Source organism: Clostridium tertium, from assembly GCF_017873245.1.
Classification (GTDB): Bacteria; Bacillota; Clostridia; order Clostridiales; family Clostridiaceae; genus Clostridium; species Clostridium tertium.
The window spans coordinates 351,156-375,623 of record NZ_JAGGJY010000001.1 but is presented as its reverse complement, the minus strand read 5'-3'; the positions used below and the strand labels follow the sequence as shown (position 1 = coordinate 375,623).

At 28.4% G+C, this 24,468-nt stretch carries 26 protein-coding genes; 3 read left to right on the top strand and 23 right to left on the bottom strand.

Annotation, left to right across the window (positions count from 1 at the left end; genetic code table 11):
• Positions 1–135 precede the first annotated feature (135 nt).
• Entirely contained in the window at positions 136–507 is a 372-nt protein-coding gene (locus tag J2Z25_RS01850) for a YraN family protein (RefSeq protein WP_008678390.1), read from the top strand.
• 338 nt (positions 508–845) lie between these two features.
• Here the strand turns inward: J2Z25_RS01850 and J2Z25_RS01845 are convergent, their stop codons facing one another.
• The 19 genes from J2Z25_RS01845 to pta form a co-directional block, all read right to left on the bottom strand.
• On the bottom strand, positions 846–1,658 hold the full coding sequence (locus J2Z25_RS01845) for a ribonuclease HII (protein ID WP_209737885.1): 813 nt from the start codon (positions 1,656–1,658) through the stop codon (positions 846–848).
• Positions 1,659–1,662: 4 nt separating this feature from the next.
• The gene (gene ylqF / locus J2Z25_RS01840; RefSeq protein WP_209737883.1) at positions 1,663–2,532 is read right to left on the bottom strand and encodes a ribosome biogenesis GTPase YlqF; all 870 of its coding nucleotides are present in this window, start codon (positions 2,530–2,532) and stop codon (positions 1,663–1,665) included.
• A 147-nt stretch (positions 2,533–2,679) separates the two neighbouring features.
• Positions 2,680–3,030: a 50S ribosomal protein L19 gene (gene rplS, locus J2Z25_RS01835; protein ID WP_008678384.1), complete on the bottom strand. Its 351-nt coding sequence runs from the start codon at positions 3,028–3,030 to the stop codon at positions 2,680–2,682.
• Between the two features lie 113 nt (positions 3,031–3,143).
• Positions 3,144–3,857, bottom strand: coding sequence for a tRNA (guanosine(37)-N1)-methyltransferase TrmD (trmD, locus tag J2Z25_RS01830; RefSeq protein ID WP_008678382.1), 714 nt, complete (start codon positions 3,855–3,857; stop codon positions 3,144–3,146).
• Positions 3,847–4,344 carry a ribosome maturation factor RimM gene (gene rimM, locus J2Z25_RS01825; protein ID WP_008678380.1) on the bottom strand — a complete coding sequence of 166 codons (498 nt, stop codon included), beginning with the start codon at positions 4,342–4,344 and terminating at the stop codon, positions 3,847–3,849. The genes trmD and rimM overlap by 11 nt, the downstream gene beginning before the upstream one ends.
• Positions 4,345–4,563: 219 nt before the next feature.
• A complete protein-coding gene (locus J2Z25_RS01820; protein WP_008678378.1) occupies positions 4,564–4,803 on the bottom strand; it encodes a KH domain-containing protein in 240 nt (79 codons plus the stop codon).
• Between the two features lie 44 nt (positions 4,804–4,847).
• Positions 4,848–5,093 (bottom strand): 30S ribosomal protein S16, encoded by a 246-nt coding sequence (gene rpsP / locus J2Z25_RS01815; RefSeq protein ID WP_008678375.1) that lies wholly within the window; start codon positions 5,091–5,093, stop codon positions 4,848–4,850.
• A 33-nt stretch (positions 5,094–5,126) separates the two neighbouring features.
• The gene (gene ffh, locus J2Z25_RS01810; RefSeq protein WP_209737881.1) at positions 5,127–6,479 is read right to left on the bottom strand and encodes a signal recognition particle protein; all 1,353 of its coding nucleotides are present in this window, start codon (positions 6,477–6,479) and stop codon (positions 5,127–5,129) included.
• A 19-nt stretch (positions 6,480–6,498) separates the two neighbouring features.
• The gene (locus J2Z25_RS01805; protein WP_008678372.1) at positions 6,499–6,828 is read right to left on the bottom strand and encodes a putative DNA-binding protein; all 330 of its coding nucleotides are present in this window, start codon (positions 6,826–6,828) and stop codon (positions 6,499–6,501) included.
• 223 nt (positions 6,829–7,051) lie between these two features.
• Positions 7,052–7,969, bottom strand: coding sequence for a signal recognition particle-docking protein FtsY (gene ftsY, locus J2Z25_RS01800; protein WP_035285739.1), 918 nt, complete (start codon positions 7,967–7,969; stop codon positions 7,052–7,054).
• 16 nt (positions 7,970–7,985) lie between these two features.
• A complete protein-coding gene (gene smc / locus J2Z25_RS01795) occupies positions 7,986–11,549 on the bottom strand; it encodes a chromosome segregation protein SMC (RefSeq protein ID WP_209737880.1) in 3,564 nt (1,187 codons plus the stop codon).
• A gap of 189 nt (positions 11,550–11,738) precedes the next feature.
• Positions 11,739–12,773 (bottom strand): elongator complex protein 3, encoded by a 1,035-nt coding sequence (locus J2Z25_RS01790; protein WP_209737878.1) that lies wholly within the window; start codon positions 12,771–12,773, stop codon positions 11,739–11,741.
• Positions 12,766–13,464 carry a ribonuclease III gene (gene rnc / locus J2Z25_RS01785; RefSeq protein ID WP_209737876.1) on the bottom strand — a complete coding sequence of 233 codons (699 nt, stop codon included), beginning with the start codon at positions 13,462–13,464 and terminating at the stop codon, positions 12,766–12,768. Before rnc ends, J2Z25_RS01790 begins: the two co-directional genes overlap by 8 nt.
• Positions 13,465–13,595: 131 nt before the next feature.
• The gene (gene acpP / locus J2Z25_RS01780) at positions 13,596–13,826 is read right to left on the bottom strand and encodes an acyl carrier protein (RefSeq protein WP_008678360.1); all 231 of its coding nucleotides are present in this window, start codon (positions 13,824–13,826) and stop codon (positions 13,596–13,598) included.
• Between the two features lie 76 nt (positions 13,827–13,902).
• Positions 13,903–14,904: a phosphate acyltransferase PlsX gene (gene plsX / locus J2Z25_RS01775; protein ID WP_008678358.1), complete on the bottom strand. Its 1,002-nt coding sequence runs from the start codon at positions 14,902–14,904 to the stop codon at positions 13,903–13,905.
• Positions 14,905–14,961: 57 nt separating this feature from the next.
• Positions 14,962–15,147, bottom strand: coding sequence for a 50S ribosomal protein L32 (gene rpmF, locus J2Z25_RS01770; RefSeq protein WP_008678357.1), 186 nt, complete (start codon positions 15,145–15,147; stop codon positions 14,962–14,964).
• Positions 15,148–15,149: 2 nt separating this feature from the next.
• Entirely contained in the window at positions 15,150–15,659 is a 510-nt protein-coding gene (locus J2Z25_RS01765) for a YceD family protein (RefSeq protein WP_008678355.1), read from the bottom strand.
• A gap of 200 nt (positions 15,660–15,859) precedes the next feature.
• A complete protein-coding gene (locus tag J2Z25_RS01760) occupies positions 15,860–17,056 on the bottom strand; it encodes an acetate kinase (RefSeq protein WP_008678353.1) in 1,197 nt (398 codons plus the stop codon).
• A 26-nt stretch (positions 17,057–17,082) separates the two neighbouring features.
• Positions 17,083–18,084, bottom strand: coding sequence for a phosphate acetyltransferase (gene pta / locus J2Z25_RS01755; protein ID WP_209737874.1), 1,002 nt, complete (start codon positions 18,082–18,084; stop codon positions 17,083–17,085).
• A 209-nt stretch (positions 18,085–18,293) separates the two neighbouring features.
• Between pta and J2Z25_RS01750 the strand changes: the two genes are divergently transcribed.
• Together J2Z25_RS01750 and ylbJ are read left to right on the top strand one after the other, a co-directional pair.
• The gene (locus tag J2Z25_RS01750; RefSeq protein WP_209737872.1) at positions 18,294–19,499 is read left to right on the top strand and encodes a nucleotidyltransferase; all 1,206 of its coding nucleotides are present in this window, start codon (positions 18,294–18,296) and stop codon (positions 19,497–19,499) included.
• A gap of 47 nt (positions 19,500–19,546) precedes the next feature.
• Positions 19,547–20,737, top strand: coding sequence for a sporulation integral membrane protein YlbJ (gene ylbJ / locus J2Z25_RS01745; protein WP_209737870.1), 1,191 nt, complete (start codon positions 19,547–19,549; stop codon positions 20,735–20,737).
• Here ylbJ and J2Z25_RS01740 read toward each other — a convergent pair.
• From J2Z25_RS01740 to recG, 4 genes are all read right to left on the bottom strand, one after another.
• The gene (locus J2Z25_RS01740) at positions 20,723–21,259 is read right to left on the bottom strand and encodes a hypothetical protein (RefSeq protein WP_008678346.1); all 537 of its coding nucleotides are present in this window, start codon (positions 21,257–21,259) and stop codon (positions 20,723–20,725) included. The two genes, ylbJ and J2Z25_RS01740, sit on opposite strands and share 15 nt — an antisense overlap.
• Positions 21,260–21,284: 25 nt before the next feature.
• Entirely contained in the window at positions 21,285–21,758 is a 474-nt protein-coding gene (coaD, locus tag J2Z25_RS01735; RefSeq protein ID WP_035285736.1) for a pantetheine-phosphate adenylyltransferase, read from the bottom strand.
• A gap of 17 nt (positions 21,759–21,775) precedes the next feature.
• Positions 21,776–22,330, bottom strand: coding sequence for a 16S rRNA (guanine(966)-N(2))-methyltransferase RsmD (gene rsmD / locus J2Z25_RS01730; protein WP_008678342.1), 555 nt, complete (start codon positions 22,328–22,330; stop codon positions 21,776–21,778).
• Positions 22,331–22,394: 64 nt separating this feature from the next.
• Entirely contained in the window at positions 22,395–24,425 is a 2,031-nt protein-coding gene (gene recG, locus J2Z25_RS01725) for an ATP-dependent DNA helicase RecG (RefSeq protein ID WP_209737868.1), read from the bottom strand.
• Between the last annotated feature and the right edge of the window lie 43 nt (positions 24,426–24,468).

Sequence of the window (24,468 nt, the reverse complement as noted above, 5' to 3'; positions counted from 1 at the left end):
TAAACATTATTGACATTATAATTTAATTATTAAACATTAATTTTTTATGATTTAATATATTATTTTTGTCAATATTATAAGGTGATAATAATTTTCTATAATTATTAACTTTATTTAAATTAATGGTGGTATTTTATGAGTAAATTTAATAAATGTATTGGCTTTTATGGTGAGGATTTAGCTTCATCTTATTTAAAATCAAAGGGATATTACATATTAAATAAGAATTTTAAAAATAAATATGGTGAAATAGATTTGATATGTAGACATGATGGTTTAATAATATTCGTGGAAGTAAAAAGTAGGTACAACTATAACTATGGCTTACCATGTGAAGCTGTTACCTACTCAAAACAAAGACAAATAATTAATTTATGTAAATTTTATTTACTTACAAGAAAGCTATTTGATTACAATTGTAGATTTGATGTTGTTGAAATTTACTTTAATAAAAATAATGAATCTTATATACTAAAACACACCAAAGATGCTTTTCGAGGCTATTAATAAAATAATTATATAAGGTTCTGCATCAAAATGAATTTTGATACTAACCAATAATGAGATATTAATTTATGTGATTTTCCATAGGAGAAATTTTATTAAAACATTAAAATATTTATTTTTATACATATATAACTAATAGATAAAAATTTCTATTTAAATCTAAAGACTCCTTTTACTAAGTAAAATTAACAGTTTAAAATCAAAGCATAAAAGAAGGTCGTGAAACGCGACCCCCTTTATAGAAAAGAAATTAACTTTTTCAAGGCAATAAAATTTACTGAAATTAAATTTTACATTAAATAGATTTCTAAGACTGCCCTCTATATTATAAATTTGACTTAAAGTATATTTTTTAAAAATGATCTTCTATGTATTTTACATGCTCCAAATTCTTTTAAACCTTCAATATGTTTACTAGTACCATACCCTGCATTTTCCTCAAAAGCATAATGTGGATATTCCTTTGAATAATCCTTCATTAAATTATCTCTATATACCTTTGCTAATATTGATGCAGCAGCTATTGATGCTGATTTTGCATCACCTTTTATTACTGATTTATTTGGAATATTAATTCCCTTAATTAAATATCCATCTGATAAAACAAGCTCTGGTTTAATCTTCATAGATGTACAAGCTTCTAAGAATATATTATTATTACAATAAGCTATACCTTTTTCATCTATTTCATCATTTGAGCTTTCTGAAATAAAGTATGCTAAAGCTTTTTCTTTTATTATTTCTGCTAAAGCTTCTCTTTTCTTTTCTGATAATTTCTTGGAGTCATTTAACCAAAGTATAAGTTCATCTTCTATTACATTTAAATCCAATATAACTGCACAAGCTACAATAGGGCCTGCAAGTGGTCCTCTTCCAACTTCATCTACTCCAGCTATATATGTATGTTTTCCAAATCCTTTATCAAAATTATACATTGATTTTACTCTTTGAACTTCTTTTTCTATCTTTTTCTTTTCTTTAAGTAATTTTCCACCTAGTGCTTTAACATTTTTCCGTTCATCTAAAGCTAGTTTATCAATTAAATATACAAGCTCTGCGTTATATCTTTCTTCAAGTATATTTATCTCATCTACATAATGTTTTATTTCTTTATAACTTAAAGATTTTATATCCTTATTTAATAAATCCATTAAATTACTCCTCTAGCTCTTCTATATCATTTGGACGCTCAAGTGAAATATTACCTATTTTCCCACCTCTAAACTCATCTAAAAGAATTACAGCTATTCTATTATAATCTATTTCTCCACCCTTAACTAAGCATCCTCTTTTTCTTGCTATGCTATTTAGTGTTTCTAATGGATCTCCATTCATTTCTTCAATTTTATATCTTTCCTTTAATTTGTCACCATAAAAACTTTGAAGTCTTTTTACTAAATTAAATGAAAGTTCTTCTATATCCATGATTTCATCTTTAATAGCACCTGTAAAAGCTAAATTAAGAGCTGTTTTTTCATCTTCAAACTTAGGCCATAAAACTCCAGGTGTATCTAGCATTTCTATATCCATCTTAGTTTTAATCCATTGTTTACTCTTTGTAACTCCAGGTCTATCCCCTGTCTTTGCTATATTATTTTTAGCCATCTTATTTATAAATGTAGATTTACCTACATTAGGTATCCCTACTACCATAACTCTCATTTGTATTTTTACTAAACCTTTAGCCTTTAATCTATCATGCTTTTCTTTTAATAATAAATCTAAAGTTGGTTTAATTTGATTTAATCCTTTTCCTATTAAACAATTTACCTCTATAACTTTTACATTTTCTGAAGATAAATGGTTCATCCACATTTTTGTTACTTTTGATTCTGATAAATCACTTTTATTTAAAAGTATAACCCTTGGTTTTCCTTCACAAAGCTTATCTATATCAGGATTTGCTGAACTTCTTGGTATTCTAGCATCTCTAATTTCAATAACTGCATCTACCAGTTTTAAGTTTTCCTTTATTTCTCTTTGAGTTTTTTTCATATGTCCAGGAAACCAGTTAATTGTAGGCATATTAAAATTCCTCCTTATCTACTTACTATTTTGTATTATATCCATTTATATTTTCTTGTATATCAATAATGAAAAGTTTACTTTTTTTATAAATAAAAAGTAAAGAAAAAGGGACTTATAAAAGTCCCTTACTTAATCATTAGATAATTATCTAACGTTTAATTCTTTAACTTTAGCAGCCTTACCTACTCTATCTCTTAAGTAGAATAACTTAGCTCTTCTAACTTTACCTTTTCTTACAACTTCCATTTTATCAATGCTTGGAGAGTTAATTGGGAAAGTTCTTTCTACTCCAGTTCCGTAAGCAACTCTTCTTACAGTGAAAGTTTCTCTTAATCCACCGTTTTGCTTCTTAATAACTGTTCCTTCAAACATTTGTACTCTTTCTCTTGTACCTTCTTTAATTTTAACGTAAACTTTAACAGTATCCCCTACGTTGAAATTTGGAAGATCAGTTCTCATTTGTTCTGCTTCAATAGCTCTTATTATTTCGTTCATTGTGTAGTCCCTCCTTAAATTTATATTAGACGTTCTTAACAAACACTTGACAGAGGACCGCCCGTACTAACACAAAGCTTATTTTAACATAAGTTATGTTATATTTCAACAATTTATTTATACTTTTCTAGTATTTTTTTATCCTCTTTAGTGAGAGTTATTTTATTATATAAATCCACTCTTTTTCTTTTAGTTATTATTAGAGACTGAGCCCTTCTCCATTTCCTTATATTTTCATGATGTCCTGAAAGCAACACATCTGGAACTTTATCTCCCTCAAAGTCTTCTGGTCTTGTATATTGTGGATATTCTAATAATCCATCTGAAAAAGATTCATCTATATAACTTTCTTCTTTTCCTAAGACTCCGGTTTTTAATCTTAATATGGAATCAATCACTGGAATTGCTGCCATTTCACCACCAGTTAATATGAAATCTCCTAATGATATTTCTAAATCTATATATTTATAAACTCTTTCATCAATTCCCTCATAATGACCACATATAAATATAAGCTCATCTTCTTCTGCTAATTTCTGTGCCATCCCTTGATTAAAAGTTTTTCCTCTTGGTCCAAGAAAAATAACTTTTCCTTTATTATTTTTTTTACAATGCCTTATAGAATCCACTAATGGTTGAGGGGTCATTACCATTCCTGCCCCTCCACCATAAGGATAATCATCTACTTTTTTATGCTTATTCAATGTAAAATCTCTTATATTTATTGCATCTATTTCTACAAGATTTTTTTCTTTAGCCTTTCCTATTATACTGTGATTAAATATATCAAACATTTCAGGAAATAATGTAAGAATATTAATCTTCATCTTGCCATTCTCCTACTGGTTTTATTGTAATTTTTCTATTTTCTACATCTATATCTGTAACTATATCTAAAAGAACAGGTATTAATAACTCTTTAGGTTTTCTTATCCAATAAACATCATTATTTTTTGTTTGTATTACATCATAAACCTCCCCTAAAGATTTACCTTCTGTATCATAAACATTACATCCTATTATATCTGCAATATAATATGTATCTTCTTCTAATGGAACTGCATATTCTCTTGGAATTTCCATATATTTATTTTTATATTTTTCTGCTTCTTCTATAGAATCAATTCCTTCTATTTTAACTATCACTCTATCTTTTTGAAATTTACAACCTTGAATTTTTCTTTCTACTCCATCTATTAATACAAAGTCTAAATCATTATATCTTTTAGGATCATCAGTCAAAGCTATAACTTTTACTTCTCCCTTTAATCCATGAGTGTTTACTATTTTCCCAACTCTTAAAATATCCCTCATTTTAGCACCTCTTTTTATTAAATTATTTATTTTAATTTATCTATTTAGCTTAGTATTGTCCATATATACTAAAGTTAAAACACTAATTTAAATTTAGTATTTCTAATATTTCTAATATTTCTATAATCTTTAATAGATACATTAGAAATATTACAATAAATCTATAAACCTAAGTATTTAAATATAGTAATTGCATGTTTAAAAAGAGTTAGGATTACCCTAACTCTTTACATCAATAATTTCAACTACTACTTTTTTGTCTTCTTTCATTGCTGCTGCTTTTACAACAGTTCTAATAGCTTTTGCTATTCTTCCCTGTTTACCAATTACTTTTCCCATATCTGCAGGAGCAACCTTTAGTTCCAGAATAATTGATTGCTCTCCTTCGATTTCATTTACATGAACTTCATTTGGATTATCCACAAGGGATTTAGCTATAATTTCAATTAATTCCTTCATAAACACCTGTAATTATAGTAATTACAGAGTTCACCTCCTAAAAATTACTTATTTAATCCTGCTTGAGCAAAAAGTCTCTTAACTACATCTGTAGGTTGAGCTCCATTTTGTACCCATTTAGTAGCTTTTTCTTCATTGATTTTAACTTCAGCTGGTTCAGTTAAAGGATTGTAGTATCCTATTTCTTCGATGAATCTACCATCTCTTGGTGCTCTTGAATCAGCAACTACTATTCTATAGAAAGGAGCTTTCTTAGCACCCATTCTTCTTAATCTGATTTTTACTGCCATGTTGTTTCACCTCCTTTAAAAGTTTAGTTTATATTAACTCATAAAAGGTAATTTACCAAGGAATCCTTTTTTAGATTTCTTTTGAAATGACTTCATTTGTTTCATTTGCTTTCTCATCATATCAAAGCCCTTAATGAGTTTGTTTACTTCTTGTAATGATGTACCTGAACCTTTAGCAATTCTTTTCTTTCTTGAAGATGATCCAGCTATAAGCTTTGGATTTCTTCTTTCCTTTGGTGTCATTGAGTGAATTATAGCTTTTACTCTGCCTAATTGTTTTTCACCAGCATCAAAGTCTATATCTTTCACTTCCTTTGGAATACCAGGCACCATTTCCATTATCTTGCTTAAAGATCCTAGTTTTTTCATTTGCTCCATTGCTGTTAAATAATCTTCATAAGTAAAATCATTTTCTAGCATTTTTGAGCTTAATTCTTGTGCTTCCTTATCGTCAAAGGCTTGCTGAGCTTTTTCTATTAATGAAAGGACATCTCCCATTCCTAATATTCTTGAAGACATTCTATCTGGATAGAAAACTTCAAAATCGCTCATTTTTTCACCCACACCAATAAACTTAATTGGTTTTTCTGTAACACTTCTAATTGATAAAGCTGCTCCACCTCTTGTGTCACCATCAAGCTTAGTTAATATAACACCAGACACATCTAATGAATTATTAAAGCTTTCAGCAACATTAACGGCATCTTGACCTGTCATTGAATCTACTACAAGTAATATTTCTTGAGGATTTACTTCTTCTTTAATAGATTTCAATTCTTCCATAAGATTTTCATCTATGTGTAGTCTACCTGCTGTATCTATTATTATTACATTATTTCCATTTTCCCTTGCATGAGCTATACCTGCTTTTGCAATATCAACAGGATTTACTTTATCACCCATTTGAAAAACTGGAATATCTATTTGCTTTCCAACTACCTCTAATTGTTTAATAGCTGCTGGTCTATATATATCACAAGCTACTAAAAGAGGTTTCTTATTTTGCTTTCTAAGTTGTAGTGCAAGTTTTCCACTCATTGTGGTTTTACCTGCCCCTTGTAAACCAACCATCATTATAACTGTTGGCCCTACGGAGTTAAAGTTTAATTTACTTTCACTACCTCCCATAAGATTAGTAAGTTCTTCGTTAACAATTTTTATAACTTGTTGAGCTGGAGTTAAGCTTTCTAAAACTTCATTTCCAACACACTTTTCACTGACGCTTGAAATAAACTTCTTAACTACTTTAAAGTTAACATCAGCTTCAAGTAACGCAAGTTTCACTTCTCTCATGGCTTCTTTTATATCTTTTTCAGTTAGCTTTCCTTTGCTCTTAAGCTTCTTAAAAGCTTCCTGCAACTTATCGGATAAACCTTCAAAAGCCACGTTAATCCCTCCTATGATCTTATAAATCTTCTAATATACTTTTATATTTATTATAATCATCTTCAGATATTGAGTATTTATTTTTTAAATCCTCTAGAAGACTTATAATTATTTTTTCTTGATTAAAACTTTTTTTAAGTAAATTAAGTTTACTTTCATAGGATAGAAATTGTTTATAGCATCTCTTTATTAAATCATGGATAGCCTGACGACTCGTGTTATTCAATTCAGCAATTTCAGCTAAGGATAAATCCTCATTATAGTAAAGCTCCATAATTTTATACTGTTTCTCTGTTAATAATGGACCATATAAATCCATTAATAATGAAATCTCAACCCTATCTTCCATTTCATCACCTTACCCACAAAAGAGATTTTAACAAAACAATTCTACACTGTCAAGTATTTTTACTTAACACCCAATAAAAATTTTGTTCAAAATTTTTAAATGTACAATTAATAATCATCAATTGACAATTATTGAAATAATTCAGCAAAGCTGAATTATAAAATTTATTTTATAGAAATTCAGATTCAAATGAATTTCTACATTAATTATCCATTATCAATTGTTAAAACAGTGCTTCTGCAAATCCTTCTGCATCGAATTCTTGAAGATCATCTATTCCTTCTCCTACACCTATATATCTAACTGGTATGTTTAAAGTGTTTTTAATAGAAATTACAACTCCACCTTTTGCTGTTCCATCTAGCTTAGTTAAGATAATTCCATCTATAGGACAAGCCTCCATAAATTGTTTTGCTTGAATCACTGCATTTTGACCTGTGGTTGCATCTAAAACTAAAAGTGTTTCTTTTGAAGCATCACTAAATTCTCTATCTATTATCCTACCTATTTTAGATAATTCGTCCATAAGATTTTTCTTATTGTGAAGTCTTCCAGCAGTATCACATATTAACAAATCTATATTTCTTGATTTAGCTGCACTTACAGCATCAAATACTACTGCTGCTGGATCAGAGCCTTCCATATGCTTTACTATGTCTACTCCTGCTCTTTCACTCCACACTTCTAATTGGTCTATAGCAGCTGCTCTAAATGTATCTGCTGCTGCAAGTAATACTTTTTTCCCTTCTTCTTTATTCTTTGCAGCAAGCTTTCCTATAGAAGTAGTCTTACCAACTCCATTAACACCTATTACAAGCAACACCTTCTTTTCAGAACTTAAATTCTCTTCTCTTTCCTCTGTTCCTTCAAGTAGTATATCTTTTATTACAGCTTTTAAAGCTGGATAAACTTCACTTGGATCATTAATTTTTTCTTTTCTAATTTTAGCTTTTAGTCTATCTATAATTTCTAATGTTGTGTCCATTCCTATATCAGACATAATTAGAATTTCTTCTAATTCCTCATATAAATCCTCATCTATAGTAATAGCTAGTTTTAATGTTTCATTAATTTTATCTGTTAGTGCATCCTTAGTCTTTGAAAGTCCTGATTTTAAATTATCAAATATTTTTCCAAATATGGCCATAGTTTACCTCCTAATTATCTTTACTTAAGTCAACAGAAACTACTTTTGAAACTCCTTTCTCTTCCATAGTTACTCCATACATAACATCACTTGCTTCCATAGTACCTTTTCTATGCGTAATAACTATAAATTGTATATTCTCAGAAAATTCCTTTAAAAACTCTGCATATCTATATACATTTGCATCATCTAAGGCAGCCTCAATTTCATCTAATATACAAAATGGTGTTGGCTTCATCTTTAAAATTGCAAATAAAAGTGCTATAGCAGAAAGAACTTTTTCTCCACCTGACATTAAATTTATATTTTGAAGCTTTTTGCCTGGTGGTTGAACATTTATTTCAATATTAGCTGTAAGTTCATCACCTTCACCTAAAATAAGCTCTGCATTTCCACCTTTAAATAAATCTTTGAATGTTTCATTAAAGTTTTTATTTAATATTTTGAAGTTTTCTCTAAATAATTCTTGCATCTTTGAAGTCATTTCATTAATAACAGTCATTAACTCATCTTTTGCTTTATTCAAATCCTCTTCTTGAGCAGACATAAACTCATACTTTTCGCAGACTTCTTCATATTCTGCAATTGCTGCTAAATTCACTGTTCCAAGTGCAGTAATTTTAGCTTTTAACTTAAATATATCATCCTTAACATTTGAAAGATTTTCTATATCTAACGCAATTTCAACAGCTTCTGCTAAAGTTAAATTTAATTCCTCATTCAATCTTTTATAATGATTTTCTCTTTCACTTTCTATTTTAGCATATACTATTTCTCTTTTGCTTAATTCACCTTCTAGATTTCTTAATGTTTCTATTAATTCATTAGTTTCCCCATCTTTTATTTTTAACTTATCTTTTAAAGTTATTCTTCTTACTTCATCAGACTTAAATATCTCTTCAAGCTCATTTAATCTCTTATTGATTTCATCTATTAAATTCACTTTTTCATCTATTTGATTTTTTAAATAGTTTATGTTTTTTTCCTTTTCAGTATTTTCGGCTTTAAGCTTTAATATTTTTTCTTCTTTTTCTTTTTCTTCTTTTTCTTTTCTTTTTATTTCTGATTCTTTTCCATAAACTACTTCGTCTAATGTTGCTTTATTTATTTTTATTTGTATAACTTCATCTTTTATTTTATCAAAGTTTTCCTTCTTTTCAATCAATAAAGTTTGTAAGCTTTGTGACTCATTTTTATTGCTTGAATTATTTTCTTTTAATTTATCTAATAACTCTTCTTTTATCTTTATTTCTTCTCTTAATCTATTTAAAGTTTCTTTATTTAAAGATAATTCTTTCTTTGAAACCTCAAAAGAATTTTTAAGCTTTAAGCCTTCATTTTCTAATGCTTTAATTTCACTTTCAAATCTTGTTATGTCAATTGTCTTTTCATGAACTTCATCACTTTTATTTAGATTTTCTTCATCTATCACTTTTATTTCTTCTTTTATTTTATTTAAAGATTCCTGCTCTGAAGAATATCTTTCTTTGCTTTTTGATATATTTTCTTCTAGCTCTTGAAGTTCTCTTCTTCTTCCTAAAATACTTGAATTATTTTTCTTATATATGCTACCTCCAGTAAGAGCTCCTCCTGGACTGATCACTTCTCCATCTAAAGTAACTATTTTTAGTTTATGATTTCCAAGTTTAGATATTTTTAAGGCACTCTCCATATCCCTAGCTATTATTGTTTTACCTAAAGAATAATCCATTATTTCCCTAAATTTGCTATCAAACTTAATTAAATCAGATGCTAATCCTAAGAATCCATGAACATTTTTTATATTCTCAGAAACCATTAATCTATTACCTTTAATAATATTTAAAGGTAAAAATGTAGCTCTTCCTAAAGAATTTTTCTTTAGATAATCTATTAATAGCTTTGCAACATTTTCATCTTTTGTTATTATGTTTGAAATAGATCCACCTAACGCTATTTCTATAGCAGTCTCATACTCTTTATTAACAGTAAATATCTCACCTAAGACCTTAGTACCTTTTCCGTAAGAAACCTGTCCATTTTCTATTCTTTCCATCAATCTCTTTACAGATAATTGATACCCTTCATAACTTTTTTCTAAGTCTTTTAATGTAGTTAACTTACCTTCTAAAATGCTAATATTTCTAGATACTTCTCTTATAAGACTTTCTTTTCTTGTTGCTGAACTGCTCAAACTAGAAAGTTTTTTCTTATTTTCTAGTATACTATTTTTTATTTTTTCTCTTACTTTTCTTGTTTCTTCAATATTTTTATTAAGCCCTAAAATAGTGGCTAAGTTAATACTTATATTTCCTTCAATAGTCTTTAAAGTATTTTCTCCATTTGCTCCTAATTCTTCTTTATTTAAGATTTCTTTATTTAATAGAGATATATTATTATTTATTTCTGATGTCTTTCTTAAAAGCTCAAATTCTTCATCCTTAAAATGTTGAATCTTATTCTCTAATTCCTTAATTTCTCTATTTAAATCTTGTACTTCTTTTTCTAGTCTCTTAATATCATTTTCTCTTTGTAATTGTTCTTTTATCTTTTCTTCTAATTCCTTACCTAAAAGATTCTTTTCCTCTATAGAAATCTTCAAACTATTTTCTAAAGCTTCTACTTCTGATGAATCCCTCTTTATTACTTCCTCTAAATTTTTTATTCTTTCTTTAAATATTTCTATATTTTTTAGACTTTGATTTAATTCTTCTTTTTTAGTATAATATTCACTTTTTTCTGTGTTATTTTTACTTTCTAATTCTTCTATCTTATTTTCTAATAGTAGAAGTTCTTCTTTGTCTTTATGTAATTTATTTCTTTTATCTTCTATATCAATTTTTCTATCACTTATATCTTCACTTATTCCATTAATTTCTTCATCAATTCTTTTTATGTTATTAACTAAAACAGAAACTTCTTTAACTTTAAGCTCTTCTGCCAAAGTTTTATACATTAAAGCCTTTTCTCTCTCTATTTTTAATGGTTCTATTCTCTCTTCATAAGTTGATATTATGTCTCTTATTCTAACCAAATTATTTTCAGTATTAGATAGCTTTCTTTCTGCTTCTTCTTTTCTTGATTTAAATTTAACTATACCTGCAGCTTCTTCTAATAAAGCTCTCCTATCCTCTGCTTTACCACTTAATATAGCTTCTATTTTACCTTGTCCAATAAGTGAATATCCCTCTTTACCTATACCTGTATCCATAAACAAATTATTAATGTCTTTTAACCTACATTTTTGATTGTTTATTAAATACTCCGTTTCACCCGATCTAAATATTCTTCTTGTAACAGTTACCTCTGAATAATCCGTATCCAATGAATTGTCTGAGTTATCTAGTGTAAGTGAGACTTGAGCTAGTCCAACTGGTTTTCTATACTGAGTTCCTGCAAAGATTACATCCTCCATCTTTCCACCTCTAAGTGTTTTTACACTTTGTTCACCTAGAACCCATCTTACAGAATCAGATATATTACTTTTCCCACTACCATTTGGACCTACTACTGCTGTTACTCCTTTTTTAAACTTTAATTGGGTTTTATCTGCAAAAGATTTAAAACCTCTTATTTCTAGGGATTTTAAAAACATAGATACACTCCTTACCTATATCAATGATACTAATAAACTCATTGAAAACATGATAGCTAAAATTATAGTAATTACATATATCATTTTTTGTCTTGTTTGCTTCTTCATAATTACCACTCCTATTCTTATTTAAGTTTATAGTAAAGATAGTAAAATATCAATAATAAGGTAGGCAAAATCTTGCCTACCTTATATACTAACCTTTTCTATTCTTTTTAGTACGATAACATTAACATTTCCTCTGTCTATTTTATCTTTGGTAGCTACTAGTATTTTTCCTTTATGATTGTTTTTTAAGTTATTAAAATATACTTTCTTATTTGCATACAGCTTACTTAAATCCTTTGAGTTTATTTCAATAATTATATCTTCATTTTCATTTATAGCAGATCTTATTTTATCACAAATTAAACTTCCTTCTACCAATTCTCTAAATGATGGATGGAATGGTCCATCTATTATATCTTTTCCCCAAGTTATACTTTCAGTTGGCTGAAGTCCTATTCTAATTATATTAACATTTGCATCTTTATATAGCTTATATAACTCTTTAGATATGTCAACTGCTTCCTCTAAGGAATAAGGCTTGTATTGACCTCTTTCATACATATCAGCCATAGGTGTGTCTTTAATTACTAATGAAGGATATATCCTGCATATATCCGGTTTCATTTTTATAGACTTCTTCACCGTTTCTATATCTTTTTCAAAAGTATCTCCTGGAAGTCCTGGCATTATTTGATGTCCTAATGTAATACCATATTCTTTTATAAGTTTAGAAGCTTTTTCTACCTCTTCTGCACTATGACCTCTTCCTGATAATCTTAGCACTTCATCATCTAAAGATTGTACTCCAAGCTCAATTATATCTACCTTATAATCTTTCAAATAATCTAATATGTATTTATTTATTGCATCAGGTCTTGTAGACATTCTAATTTTATCTATATACCCTTTTTCTTTATATTCTTTTGCAACCGCTAGCAATTCTTTTTGTTTATTTACATTTATCGCTGTAAAAGTTCCTCCAAAAAATGATATTTCAACAGTTGAATTTTTATGATCTATAGTCTTAAGGTATTCATCTACAGTTTCTCTTACATCTTTTTCCGTAACTTCTTCATGAACAACTTTTGCTATTCTATCTTGATTACAAAATACACATTGATGTGGACAACCTTGATGAGATATAAATATTGGTATTATATAATGTCTTTTACTCATTTAATTCCTCCAAATTTCTTAAGGCCTCTTTAGCTGCATTTTGCTCTGATTCTTTTTTACTATATCCTTCACCTTTTCCAAGCTCTCTATCTTCTATTAAAACTGATGTAAAGAACTTTCTTCTGTGTGGAGGACCTTCATACTTAAGTAATTCATATATTATTGATACTTCACCCGATTTTTGCATTTCTTCTTGAAGCTTAGTTTTATAATCTAAAACAATATCATTATTTATTGCTTTATCTATTATTTCTTTGAAATAACCTATTATATAATCCTTAACAAATTCAAGCCCTTTATCCAGGTAAATTCCTGCAAGTAAAGCCTCTACTGCGTCAGCTATTATAGAAACCCTTTCTCTTCCTCCTGTTAACTCCTCACCCCTACTTATTCTAATGAAATATCCTAAATTTAATTTTTTACCAATTTCATAAAGTGAGTTTTCACAAACTATAAGACTCCTTATCTTTGTTAATTCACCTTCACTCTTGTTTTTATAATTTAAGAAAAGATATTCAGTGATACATAACTGTAATATAGAATCTCCTAAAAATTCAAATCTTTCGTTATACTCTTGATCCTTGTGTTGATTTGCATAAGAGCTATGAGTTAATGCAGTTTTTAAAAGCTTAGGCTCATTAAACGTTAATCCTATACTATCCTCAACTTCTTTTATATTAAACTTCGCCATTTTGTACACCCCTTGAAGTTTATTCTTCAATTTGCTTTTTAATATACTCTTTTTAATAGAGCAAATTCAAGAATAAACCAAATTCTACCGTAAATTTTAAATATAAAATCCCGCATTAAAGCGGGATTATATTATTCTTCAACATGATTCTTTAAATACTTAACTACATCTCCAACAGTTTTAAAGTTTTCTGCTTCTTCATCTGGGATTTCAGTATCTAACTCATCTTCTAAAGCCATCATAAGTTCAACTAAATCTAATGAATCTGCATTTAAATCGTCAACGAATGAAGAATCCATTGTTATATCATCTTCGTTAATGCTTAATTTTTCAGCTATTATTTCTTTAACTTTCTCAAACATTTAATTCACCTCCTACATATATCATTTAGATAATATTATATATTATTTATCTAGTCAATATACATATTGGAATAAATTATATATTATTTTGAAGTTCTTCTTTTATTTTTTCTAATACACCATTGTCATAAAAAGTTTTGGTTTGTCTTATAGCATTTTTAAATGCCTTGCCATCTGAACTTCCATGAGCTTTAATACAAATACCTTCCACGCCTAAAAATGGTGCTCCACCATATTCCTTATAGTCAAACTTCACTTTTAATGCTTTAAATACAGGACTTAAAAGTCCAGCACCTATTTTACTAATTATACTACCTGATAAAATTTCTTCTTTTATCATTTTTAATAATGTCGATGCCACTCCTTCATACATTTTTAATAATGTATTTCCTACAAAGCCATCACAAACTAAAACATTTACATCTCCTTTGGATGTATCTCTTGGTTCTACATTCCCAATAAAATTCAAGCTATTTTCTTCTTTCAATAGCTTATGAACAGTTTTAGTTAATTCATTACCTTTTTCTTCTTCTGCCCCTATATTAACTAGACCAATTGAAGGGTTATTACTTCCTAGTACCCCTTGATAATATACTTTACCCATCTTAGCAAACTGAACTAAGTAATTAGGCTTACAATCTACATTTGCTCCAGCATCTACTATCATGAAGCTACCATTTTTCCCTGGCATAATTGGAGCAAGTGCTGGTCTTTCTACACCTTTTATTCTTCCAACTATAAGTGTACACCCTGCTAAAAATGCACCTGTACTACCTGCTGATATAATAGCATCGCATTCCTTTTCTTTAACAAGTCTTAATGCTTTGCATATGCTTGAATCCTTTTTCTTTTTTAAAGCCATTACAGGATGCTCATTTGTAGAAATAACTTCTCTTGCATCAACTATATTGATTAGCTTTTCATCATATTGGTATTTCTTTAGCTCTTCTTCTATTTGCTCTTTAGGACCTGTTATGTAGTATTCTATTCCTTCGTATTCCTTTAAAGCTTGAATAACGCCTTCTATTACAGCTTTAGGTGCATTATCTCCACCCATACCATCTATAGCTATTTTCATAATACCATTTCGCCCCTTTTCTTTATATATAAAGAAAAGAAAGTCATTAGACTTTCTTTATTCTTCTACTGAAGCAACTACTTCTTTACCTTTATAGAATCCACAGTTCTTGCAAACTCTGTGAGCTAACTTCATTTCGTGACATTGTGGACACTCAACTATTCCAGGTAAGCTCGCCTTGAAAGTTTGAGCTCTTCTTGAATTTCTCTTTGCTCTATATGTTTTTCTAGCTGGATTTCCCATTACTACACCTCCTTATTTCCAAACAACTCTTGTAACTTTGCCAGTCTTAAGTCTACATCATTTGTCTCACATTGACAAGAACCTTCATTAAGATTTTTACCGCATTGGTAGCAAAGTCCCTTACAGTCATCTGTGCAAAGTCTCTTAATAGGTAAGGTTGAAATAATAACATTTTCAACTATTTTAGCAATATCTAAAGTATCGCTATCTACAAAAATAATTTCTTCATTATCTTGAAGTTCCTTATTATTTGTAAACCTTTCTTCTATATCAATATCTATTGGATAGATAAAGGCCTCTAGGCACCTTGAACAATTTAATTTCAATTTTGTTTTTATTGAAGCTTTTAAAGTCAAAACATCTTCAACAGAGATTATATTTCCAACTAAATTTACAGCTTCTGCAGCTTCTATTTTTTCTCCATCAAAATAAAGTGGAGCTAATTCATATGTTACATTGATTTCTTTTTTTCTTTTCTTTGTTGAAATTAAGTCTGAAAATTGTATAATCATATGTATTTGCTCTAGACAATGTCCTCATATCCTTTAGGATACATTATACACATTATGTGTATAGCTTGAGCAAAGCTTCATTTCACTCCTTAGATAAATATTTGCCGAATAAACACAATTTATTATATAAAGTGCATGATTAAAAGTCAAGCAATTTATTCTAAATAACCCAACTAATAATTATGCACTCTAAAAATTAACTACTTAATTAGTTCAACAGTATCTCTTGCTATAACTAATTCTTCGTTAGTTGGTATAACAAAAGCTTTTACCTTACAACCATCTTTTGATATTTCTCTTACTTTACCTCTAACATTATTTCTCTCAGTATCTACTTCTACTCCTAAAAATTCTAATCCTTTTAGAATTGATTCTCTAGTCTCTGGTCCATTTTCTCCAACACCAGCTGTAAATACTATAGCATCAACGCCACCCATTATAGCAGCATATGATCCAATTGTAGCTCTTACTTTATATTCAAATATAGCAAGTGCTAGTTTAGCTCTATGAACGCCTTCTTTGAATGCAGCATCTTCAATATCTCTAAAGTCTGAACTAATTCCTGATATTCCAAGAACACCTGATTTCTTATTTAATAAATCATTAACTTCATCAATCGATAAACCTTCTTCTTTCATTAAGAAAGTAACTATAGCTGGATCTATATTTCCACTTCTTGTTCCCATAGCTACGCCTTCAAGTGGAGTGAATCCCATTGAAGTATCTATAGATACACCATTTTTAACAGCGCATAAACTTGCACCATTTCCTAAATGACATGTAACTATCTTTAAATCCTTTATATCTTTTCCCATAACTTCTGCTACTTTTTGAGAAACATATTTATGAGAAGTACCATGGAATCCATATTTTCTTATTCCATGTTTCTTATATAAATCATATGGAAGTGCATATAAATATGCTTCTTCTGGCATTGTACCATGGAAAGCAGTATCAAATACAGCTACCATTGGTGTATTTGGCATTAATTCTTCGCAAGCTTCTATACCTATCATATTAGCTGGATTATGAAGAGGAGCTAATTTGAAGCAATCCTTAATATAATTCTTGACTTCTTCATTTATAACCACTGAATTTTTATATTTTTCTCCTCCATGAACAACTCTATGTCCAACTGCTGTTATTTCATCCATTGATGAAATAACTCCATGCTCGCTATCTATTAAAGCATCTAAAACTAATTTTATAGCTATCTTATGATCATTCATAGGTTGTTTTACTATATATTTGTCTCTTCCTTCAACCTTTTGAGTTAAAACTGATCCTTCAATTCCTATTCTTTCTACTAAACCTTGAGCTAATGATTCTTCAGTAGCCATATCTATTAATTGATATTTTAGCGATGAACTACCACAATTGATTACTAATACTTTCATTTGTTTTACTCCTTCCTAATGGATAATTATTTTTGAGCTTGTGCTTGAACAGCAGTTAATGCAACAACATTAACTATATCGTCAGAGCTACATCCTCTTGATAAATCATTTATTGGTTTTGCAAAACCTTGACACATAGGTCCAATAGCTTCTGCATTAGCAAATCTTTGAACTAATTTATATCCTATATTTCCACTTTGTAAGTCTGGGAATATTAATACATTAGCTTTACCAGCAACATTACTATTTGGAGCCTTTTGTGCTGCTACTTTACCAACTATAGCTGCATCTAATTGTAATTCTCCATCTATTAAAAGATCTGGTCTTAATTCCTTTGCAAGTTCTGTAGCTTTTCTAACTTTATCAACCATTTCATGATCTGCACTTCCCATTGTTGAGAATGAAAGCATTGCCACTCTTGGTTCTATCTTACAAAGATTTCTAGCTGTATCAGCTGTAGCTATTGCTATTGCTGCTAATTGTTCGTAATTTGGATTTGGATTAACTGCGCAATCAGAGAATAAAAGCATACCTTCTTCTCCATATGTTGATCCTGGCACCATCATTATAAAGAAACTTGAAACAACTGATACACCTGGAGCAGTTTTGATTATTTGTAACCCTGGTCTAAGTAAATCTCCTGTTGTATGTACGGCACCTGATACCATTCCATCAGCATCATCTAACTTAACCATCATAGTTCCAAAATATAATGGATCTTTTACTATTTTCTCTGCTTTTTCCAAAGTCATACCTTTGTTTTTTCTTAATTCATAAAACTCATTAATATAAGTTTGTAATCTCTCCGAATTATTCGGATCAACTATTTCTATTCCTTCTAAGTTTACTCCTAATTCTTTAGCTTTTTCATTAATTCTACTATTGTCTCCAACTAAAACTGGATAAGCTAAACCAAGTTCTTGTATTCTTTGAGCTGCTACTAAAGTTCTATCCTCATCACCTTCTGGAAGAACGATTCTTCTTTTATCAGCTTTAGCTGCATCCCATAATTTATTCATAAGTTCCATAATATTTACTCCTTTCAAAAAGACACGGACTCATCTTCACATACTAATATACTCCTAAATAACTATAATTTTCAACATAAAAATGTACGAAAGATTTAATTCTTTATATTGTAAATATTCAGAATATTGTCTTTATATATAATCCATCTCTTTTAATATAAAATTATTATGTTATAATAATTTTATATTTCCCAATAAGGAGTGTATTTATGAATATAACAGGAATAATAACAGAATATAATCCCTTTCATAACGGTCATCTTTATCACTTAAATTCTGCTAAAAAAGAAACTAATTGTGATGGTGTCGTTTGTGTAATGAGTGGAAATTTTGTTCAAAGAGGTGAGCCTGCATTAATTGATAAATGGAAAAGAGCCGAAATGGCAATTTTAAATGGTGTTGACTTAGTTATTGAATTACCTACTTTTTACGCTTTATCTTCTGCTGAATTTTTTGCAAAGGGCTCTATATCTATTCTTGACTCAATTAGTGTAATTGATAATATTTTTTTTGGAAGTGAATGTGGCAATATAAGTTACTTAGAAAAAATTGCCAAAACATTAACACTTGAATCTTTTGATTTACAATCTAAAATTAAGGAAAATTTAAAATCTGGAATGACCTTTGCTAAAGCAAGGGAACTATCTTTAAAAGACATATTAAAAGATGATTCACTTGAAGAAGTCTTATCTAGTTCAAATAATATTTTAGGAATTGAATACATAAAATCTCTAATAAATTTAAATAGTTCAATTTTGCCAATTACCTTAAAAAGAGAAGGATCAAGATATAACGATAAATCATTAACTAGTACTTTTGCTTCTGCAACTAGCATTAGAGAAAACTTAAAAAAAGATTTATCTTTAGGCGAATTAGAAAAATATTTACCTAGCGCATCTTTAGATATTCTTTATTCATTAAAAGAAATTAATTATCCCTTTATATTTGAAAAAGAAATGTATCCATACATTAAGTGCAAATTGCTAACTAATTGTATAGATTTTAACAATCTTTTTGAAATAAAAGAAGGATTAGATAATAAATTCTTAAAGGAAATTTGTAATAGTGATTCCTATGAAGACTTAATCTTTAAAGTAAAAAGTAAAAGATATACCTATACAAAAATTTCTAGATTAATGGCTCAAATATACTTATCTTTAGATAAATATTCTCATGAAGAACTAATAAAACCAACAAACTTATATGCTAGAGTTCTTGGTTTTAATAATACAGGAAGAGCTATTTTAAAAGAAATGAAGAAAAAATCAAAAATACCAATTATAACAAAAGTCCCTAAAAATATAAATAATCCATTATTAGATTTAGATATTCAAGCAACAAAGGCATATTCAATCTTAAATAACAAATTAAATCCCTTAAGTGATTATTTTCAATCACCTATAATAAAAGATTAATATTAAGAAGTCATAGGCATATAAATACTATATAGGAGGTTAATTTTATGTTTAGTATTTTTGTTTTATGGCTTTTTGTCTTTTTACTTGTAGCATTATTATTAAAGCTTTTAAATGTAAGAAAAAATTACGTAATCTGTTTTGCAATTACCATCTTTATTATTGTATTTGTGGTAAATTTAGAAGCCAGTATGTCTGCAGCTATAAGTGGCGCAAAACTTGTTGTAACTGCAATATTACCAACGATTTTTCCCTTTAGCGTAATATGTAATTTACTAATTTATTATGATGGTATCGGACTTTATTCAAAAATACTAGGTCCATTACTTTGCAAACCATTAGGTCTTTCAAAAACTTGTTCTTTCCCATTAGCCGCAAGCTTTATATGCGGTTATCCTTTAGGAGCAAAATATTCTTTAGATATTTATGAACTTGGATATATACATAAAAGCGAGTATGAAAGGCTATTAAATATAGCTTCTAATGCAGGCCCTATTTTCATATTAGGATCAGTAGCATCTTCTATGCTTTATAATGTAAAACTTGGATATATCTTATTAATTGCTAATTATCTTTCTATAATAATTGTAGGTTTTTTAACAAGAAAAAAATCTATAAATATCAGTTCATCTAATACTATAAATAGTTCTTATAAAGAAAATCCTTTTGGAACTAATTTAAAAAATTCCATAGAAGGAGCAATTACTACAACTATAAATGTAGGTGCTTTTGTAATAATATTTTCTGTAGTTATAAGCATAATAAAAAGCAACACTTATATAAGTACTGCTTTTGAAATCTTGGAAAACTTAGTTAAATTACCATCCGGAACTTTATACAACTTATTTTTAGGTAGTATTGAATTTACAAACGGATGTAAATTAATTTCTGCATCTAGTATATCCATGAGCCTAAAATTAAGCATGATGAGTTTTATTTTATCATTTTCAAGCTTATCAGTTATAGCTCAAGTAAGCTCCATAGTAAGCAAAAGTAATCCAAATATTAAAAAATACATTTTTTATAAATTTATTCAAGGAGTACTAAGTTTTATAATAACCTTTGTAGCAAGCAATATAATTTTGACTTCAATACCTACTTCAAATATAACTCCAAGTAAAAATTATACTATTTATACATTTTATAGACTTTTTATTCCTATATTAATATTGCTTAGTATAACACTATTAATATCAATGGTAGTAAAAAACTTTAAAAGAAGATTACATTCCTCTTAATTCAGAAATGTTTTCTTTAATTTTATCTCCTGTGCTACTTAATTTTTCATCTATATCTTTTGCTGCCATTTCAAAAGATTTTTGCATATTTTCAATTAGCATATTTCTTTTTTCTTCAATTTCTCTATCTAATTGAGCTAAAATTTCCGTTGAATATTCTCTTGAACCAATCCTAATTGCCTTAGCATCTCTTTGAGCTAGGGCAATTATTTCATTAGCTCTTATTTTTGATTCTTTAACTATATCATGATTTTCAACTTTCTGTTTCATCATTTCCATAATTTCACTTTTAGTCGATTCATATTGCTTTTGCGCATCCCCTAGTATTCTGTCTTTTTCAGTCATTACCCATTGTGCTTTTTTTAATTGATCTGGAAGATAATTTATTACTTGATCAATTACTTCTAAGAATTCCTTTTTATCTATTACACTTTTACCTGTTATAGGCACTTTGGGAGCTGTTTCTATTAACTCCTCTAAATACTCTAAAAGCTCTATAATATTAACTTCAATCTTATCCATCCCTCTTCCCCCTCGATAAAAATCTTTAAAATCTATCCATAACTTCTGTAATTAGTTCTTCTGGTACAAGACCTTTGATATTTCCACCAAACTTTGCTACTTGCTTTACTGAAGATGAACTTACATAAGAATATGCTGAAGAAGTCATCATGAATACCGTCTCTATATCTGGATCAAGTTTAGAATTCATAAGTGCCATTTGAAATTCATATTCAAAATCAGATACTGTTCTAAGACCTTTTAGTATAACTTTTGAATTATGAATTCTTGCAAAATCTACTAATAATCCTTCAAAACTTAAGACTTCTACATTATCTAAATCCTTAGTAACTTTTTTAATTAATTCCACTCTTTCTTCAATATCAAATAAACATTTTTTATCCATATTTACTAGCACAGCAACTATAAGCTTATCATAAATTTTAGCTCCCCTAGAGATTATATCTAAGTGGCCATTAGTAATAGGATCAAAACTTCCTGGATAAACTGCTATATTCATATCTCTCACCTTTTAAATTACTCCTCATATTTATAAAAGCATACTGTTGTATTACCGTACTTTCTGCTTTGCAATAACTTTATATCCTTATATCCATCGTATATTTCTTCTATAGAATCTATTTTAGTGACTATTATTCCATTTTCTTTTAGCATATTATTTTCTTTTATTATTTTAATTGCTTCTGGAATCATTTCCTTACAATAAGGCGGGTCTATAAATATAATATCAAAAATTTTTCCCTTTTTATTTAACATTTTCAAAGCATCATATGAATCCATATTTAATGGAGTACAAAAATCTTGAAATTTTAAATTCTCTATATTTTGTTTTAATAAAGGAAATGTTGTGTTGCTTTTATCAATTAAATAAACCTCTTTAGCTCCTCTACTTGCTGCTTCTAAACCAAGACTTCCTGTCCCTGCAAAAACATCTACAGCAACTGCATCTGGTATGTATCCTTGAATTATACTAAACATAGCTTCTTTTACTCTATCTAAAGTTGGTCTAGTTTCCATAGTTGCAGGAGGTATTAATTTTCTTCCTCTTGCTTTCCCTGCTATTATTCTCATTTAGTTTCCTCCTTAGGTACTATCATTTCAATTTTAACATAATATTTCTCTATATACAATTTTTTTAATTAAAACAAATATATCGACTATATCTTTCAATTGAATTAGATATTTCATTACATAATTTTACATGTTCTATTTGCTCAGAGTTAATTAAATTATTAGCTTCGTATCTTGCACATTTCAGTATATCAATATCTTCATAAATATCCGCAAGCACAAGACCTATATCTCCACTTTGCCTAAGACCAAACATTTCTCCTGCACCTCTTAACTTAAGGTCTTGTTCTGATATATAAAAACCATCAGTTGATTCTGTCATTATTTCCATTCTCTTTCTTGTTTTTTCATTCTTAGCTTTTCCAATTAAAATACAATAAGATTCATATTGTCCTCTTCCAACTCTTCCTCTTAACTGATGAAGCTGTGCTAATCCAAATCTTTCTGAATTCTCTATAATCATCATGGATGCATTAGGAACATTTACTCCTACCTCAATAACAGTAGTTGAAATAATAACTTTAATTTTATCATCTTTAAATAAATTTATAAGCTCATCTTTTTCTTTAGGCTTCATTTTACCATGAAGTATTTCTACGCTTATATTTTTAAATACACCATCTTTTAATTCTTCATAAAGCTTTTCTACTGAATTTAATTCCATTTTTTCATTTTCTTCAATTAAAGGACAAACTATATAAACTTGCCTTCCTTTTCTTATTTCATCTAAGGCTAAATCATAAGCTAACATCCTATCATTTTCCGAATAAAATCTTGTATCTATTTTCTTTCTTCCTGGAGGTAGCTTATCGATTATTGAAACATCTAAATCAGAATACATATATAAAGCTAAAGTTCTAGGAATAGGTGTTGCCGTCATAACTAAAACATCCGGTCTTCTTCCCTTATTTATAAGCTTACTTCTTTGTTCAACACCAAACCTATGTTGTTCATCGGTAATAACAAGACCTAAATTAGTAAAATCTACATCTTCTTGTATTAATGCATGTGTTCCTATAACAATTAATGGCTCTCCAGTTGATATCCTTTCTTTTATCCTTCTTTTTTCTTTTAAACTAGTACTTCCAGTTAGTAATTCAACTTCTACGTTAAAATTTTTCAAAATCTTTAACGTCTCTTCATAATGTTGATTAGCAAGTATTTCTGTAGGAACCATTAAAGAAGCTTGAAATCCATTTTTTATAACATTAAACATAGCTATTATAGCAACTATGGTTTTTCCGCTACCAACATCCCCTTGAACTAGCCTATTCATAGAATACTTACTTTTTTGATCTCTTAAAATTTCTCTAACAACTTTTGTTTGTGCATCTGTCAAATTAAAAGGTAATGATTCTTTTAATGTAGTTAACTCTTCATGCCAATAAAATGAAATTCCATCATTGCTTCTCAATTTATTTTTAAGTAATAAAAGTTTCATCGAGTAAGTAAATAGTTCTTGGAATTTCAATCTTATAATTGCTTGATCTAAATCACCTTTTCCTTTTGGAAAATGTATTTCTCTAATAGCTTTATCAAGACCTATCATCTTATATTTATCTAAAATTTCCTTCGGTAAATTATCTGTTATTATTACTTCATCTAGTATTTGATTTATAAGTTTAGTAATTATCCTATCACTTAAATCGCCCTTTAATGGATATTTAGGTATAATTTCACTTTGTTTTGCATCTCTACATCCAACCATAGGATTTATTACTTCTAATAAATTTCCTACTCTTTTAAACTTACCAACTAAATCATAAAACTCATTTAATCTATAAGAATTTTTTATGTATCTTTGATTAAACCATTTTGCAATGACTATATGTCCTTTATAATCAAACTTTATTACAGATATTATCTTCCCAGTTTTAGTTTTAACATCTCTATCGTATCCTATTACCCTGCAAGTTAGAATTTGTTTTTCTTCACCATCTATTTCATTAAAGGCAACATCACCTTTAATAAATTCATAATCTCTTGGAAAATATAAAAGTAAATCATAAATAGTAAATATCCCACATTTATTAAGCTTTTCAGTAAGCTTTGGTCCTACTCCTTTTAGAGAAGAAATCTCCATAAATATATTCATTTGCTCACCTCAAAATTTTAATTCACTAAATATTAAAGCACAA